The following is a 4156-nucleotide window of genomic DNA, read 5'->3' as shown; positions in this document are numbered from 1 at the left end:
CACCCGCGAGCGACGACATCCCCGCGGCCCCCAGCGGCGCCGCGGGCGGCAAAGGTGCCGCGGCCGCCGCCGACGGTGCCGCGAGCGGCAACGGCAAGCAGTCCGAAGGGCTTGCGGGGGCGGCCAAGCGGTTCGCGCGGCGGTTCACGGGCGGCGGCAGCGCCAGCGCCGCGCCCGCCGACAACTCCCTGCCGGCCGCCGGCGCGCCCGTGGACGCCAGCCTGCCCGGCGCGCCCGTCGACAACGCGTTGCCCGCTTCGCCGGCGGCGGCCGCCGAGAACTCGTTGCCGGCCACGCCGGACGAGAACTCGCTGCCCGGCGCGTCGGCCGACGGGCTGCCCACCGCCCCGGTCGAGCCGCCCACCCCGCAGGCGCTGGCGCTGCTCGCCAACAAGAACCTGGTGCTCGATCCGGGGGCGATCGCGGCGCTCCAGGCCGGCGGCACCGACCCGCGGCTCGTCGGCGTGCTCACCACGCTCGGCGCGGGCCATCAGCTCACGGTCTCGGGCGACTTCGCCGGCGGCACGGTCGACATCACCAAGGTCGACGGCGAGCTCGTCAACCCCGACAGCGCGGCCGCGCGCGAGTTGGCCGGCGCGCTGGCGGCGCTCGATCCGTCTGTCCGGCCCGACGAGGTGGGCACGCCGTGGCCGATCTCGTCGCCGGGGTTCATCACCAACAGCGCGCACCAGGACCAGCTGCGGCTCACGTTCAAGGCCCCGGTCGAGCTGCCGGCGTCGGCGATCGCACCGCCGGTCGCGGCCGCCGTGCCCGCGCAGCCCGCCGTCGCGGCGGCGGTCCCGGTCGCGCCCGTCCAACCCGCGGTCCCGGCCGAGCCTGCTTACGACCCGAGCAAGTCCAACGCCTTCCTGTCCGCGGTGAAGGCGAGCGCGGCCTCCACCCGCGAGCCGGAGCGCAGCGACTCGCAGGCCTTCCTGCAGGCGGTCGTCAAGAAGGAGCCGAAGGCCGCGGCCGCGCAGTTCGCGAGCCAGCCCGCCGCCCCGGGCGTCGCCGAGGTCGCGGCGGCCGCGCCCGGCGCCTATCCGGGCGACACCGCGCCCAAGGACCAGATCGCCGCCTGGATGGCCGCCGAGGCCGAGAAGCGCGGCCTCCCGCCCGAGCTGCCGGTGATGGCCGGGCTCGTCGAGTCCGGGCTCAAGAACCTCAACTACGGCGACGCCGACAGCCTCGGGTTCTTCCAGATGCGCGTGAGCATCTGGGACAGCGGGCCGTACAAGGGCTTCTCGAGCGACCCGGCCAAGCAGCTCGATTGGTTCTTCGACGAGGCGTCGAAGGTCAAGGAGGCGCGGGTCGCGGCCGGCAAGCCGATCGACGACCCGCAGCACTACGGCGAGTGGATCGCCGACACCGAGCGGCCCGCGGCGCAGTACCGCTACCGCTACCAGACCAAGCTCGCGGAGGCCAAGGGCCTGCTCGCCAACCGGTCCGCGCAGCCCGCGGCGGCCGCGGCGGTCCCGGTCTCGGCGCCCGTGGCCGCACCGGGCGGCGGCGGCTCGCTGGGCGTCTCGGCGCTGTCGGTCGCCAAGGGCCAGCTCGGCGTGCGCGAGGTGGGCACGAACGCGGGCCCGCAGGTCGATCAGTACCTGAAGTCGGCCGGGGTCGCCCCGGGCAACCCGTGGTGCGCCTCGTTCATCACATGGGCGCTCGAGCAGACCGGGCACAAGATGCCGGGCGGCGGCTGGGCGGCGGTCCAGACCTGGGTGCGCAACGCCGAGCAGGGCGCGAACGGCCTGCAGATCGTCAGCGCGGCGGACGCGCGGCCCGGCGACATCGTCGCCTACGACTGGGGCGGCCAGAGCGACTTCGGCGCCGACGGCCACATCGGCTTCCTCGACAGCACCGTCCAGGACGGCAAGTTCACCGCGCTGGAAGGCAACAACGCCGACGCGGTCAGCAGCGTCCCGCGCACGACCGGGTCCGGCAATGTGGTCTTCATCCGCGTCAACGGCGACGCGCCCGCCGGCGTGCCCGTCCAGCCCGCGCCCGCGCCGAACGCCGCGGCGAGCCCACCGATCGACCCGAAGCAGTTCGGCGGCGACGAGGTCGGCACGGGCGGCGCCGCGAACGCCGAGGCGCTGGCCGCGCTGAACAACCCGAACCTCGTGTTCGACGACGTCGGCAAGGCGGACATCAAGGCCGGCCGCATCGACCCGCGCGTGATCGGCGTGCTGACCAAGCTCAGCCAGGAGCACAAGATCACGGTCTCGTGCATGTGCTCGGACCACTCGAAGTTCACCGCGGGCGGCTCGGTCTCCAACCACTTCTTCGGGCGCGGCGTGGACATCGCGGCGATCGACGGCGAGACCGTCGGGCCGGGGAGCCCGCTCGCGCGCGAGATCGCCAGCGAGGTCTCCACGCTGGACGCGAACATCCGCCCGAACGAGATCGGCTCGCCGTTCGCGATCGGCGGCCCCGGCTACTTCACCGACGCCGCGCACCAGAACCACATCCACCTCGGCTTCAAGCAGGAGATCACGGCCGACTGGAAGGCGCCGGCGGACGTGGCGGCCCAGCCCGCGGCCGTCGCCGGTGCGCCCGCGCAGTTCGCGGCCGCGCCCGGCACCCCGGTCGTCACCGCGGCCGCCACACCGGCCGAGCCCGCGTTCGACCCGCGCAGGTCCGACGCGTTCCTGCCCGCGGTCAACAAGGCCAGTGCCGCCTCGGCCGACCGCGAGCTCGAGCGCAGCGACTCCCAGGCCTTCCTGCCCGTGGTCGAGAAGCCACCGGTCGCGCAGGCGGCGCAGGCGCCGGCGCCCGCCGCGCCGATCGTCGCCCAGCCCGCGGCCGCGCAGCCCGCCGTGGGCGCGCCCGCGGTCGACGTCTCCGCGGCCGTCGACGCCGCGCCGACCACGTACCCCGGCGACAGCGCGCCCAAGGAGCAGATCGCCGCCTGGATGGCCGCGCAGGCCAAGGAGCGCGGTCTGCCGCCGCAGCTGCCGATCATGGCCGGCCTGGTCGAGTCCGGCCTGCAGAACCTCAACCACGGCCACGCGGACTCCGTCGGCTTCTTCCAGATGCGCGTCGGCATCTGGAACCAGGGCGCCTACGCCGGCTACCCCGACAAGCCCGAGCTGCAGATGAAGTGGTTCCTCGACCAGGCCGAGGCGGTCAAGAAGCAGCGGATCGTCGCGGGCAAGCCGATCGACGACCCGAACAGCTTCGGCGAGTGGATCGCGGACGTCGAGCGCCCGGCCGAGCAGTACCGCGGCCGCTACCAGACCAAGCTCGCGGAGGCCAACGGGCTCCTCGGCGCGCAGCCACAGCCGGCCGCCGCCGTCGCACAGCCCGTGTCCGCCCCGGTCGACCCTGCGGCCGCCGCCGCGGCGGTGGGCAGCGCGCAGCTGCCCCCGGAGATCGCCGCGCCCCTGCAGCAGGCGATCGCGAGCGGCAACGGCCCCGGCCCGAAGGCGCTGGCCGCGATCACCGAAGCCTCGAAGTACATGGGCACGGACTACAAGTGGGGCGGCTCGACCCCGCAGACCGGCTTCGACTGCTCGGGGCTGATGCAGTGGTCGTACGCGCAGTCGGGCGTGCAGATCCCGCGCGTGACCTACACCCAGATCGAGGCGCCGAACGGCGTCGAGGTCGCCGACCGCTCGCAGCTCAAGCCAGGCGACCTCGTGTTCTTCGCCGCCAACGGCGACGTCCACCACGTCGGCATGTTCCTCGGCGGCGACCAGTTCCTCCACGCGCCCTCGACCGGGGACGTCGTGAAGGTCTCGAGCCTGAGCGAGCCCTACTACGCGGGCCAGTTCGCGGGCGGGCGCCGGTTCGACGCCGGGGCGCCGGCCGCCGTCGCGCCCGTCGCCGCCGCGCAACCGGCGCAGTTCGCCGCCGCCCAGCCGGCCGCGATCGACCCCACCGAGGTCGCGAAGGCCCAGGCCGCCGTCGCCCGCGACGCCGCCGAGGTGCGCCGCAACGACTCCCAGCTGTTCATGGCCATCTCCCGCGCGGAGGCCAGCAAGGCCGCCGCCGAGGAGAAGCACGCCTCGCAGATGTTCTTGAAGGCGGTGGACCCGTCGCAGGTCACCCGCCGCCGCGCGCTCGCGGCCGAGCCGCCCGCCGCGCCCGCCACACCCGCCGCCGTCCCGGCCACGCCCGCCGCCGCGCCGCCCGTGGCGCAGAAGTCGGGTCG

At 75.1% G+C, this 4156-nt stretch carries 1 protein-coding gene; it reads left to right on the top strand.

Going from position 1 to position 4156, the window contains the following annotated elements; all coding sequences use genetic code 11:
* A partial coding sequence (locus OJ997_RS35995) for an NlpC/P60 family protein (RefSeq protein ID WP_270030294.1) occupies positions 1–4156 on the top strand: 4156 nt, incomplete at both ends.

Source organism: Solirubrobacter phytolaccae (assembly GCF_027587195.1).
GTDB classification, from domain to species: Bacteria; Actinomycetota; Thermoleophilia; order Solirubrobacterales; family Solirubrobacteraceae; genus Solirubrobacter; species Solirubrobacter phytolaccae.
Note: the sequence above shows the minus strand (reverse complement) of the source record. Positions and strands in the feature narration are given on the sequence as shown.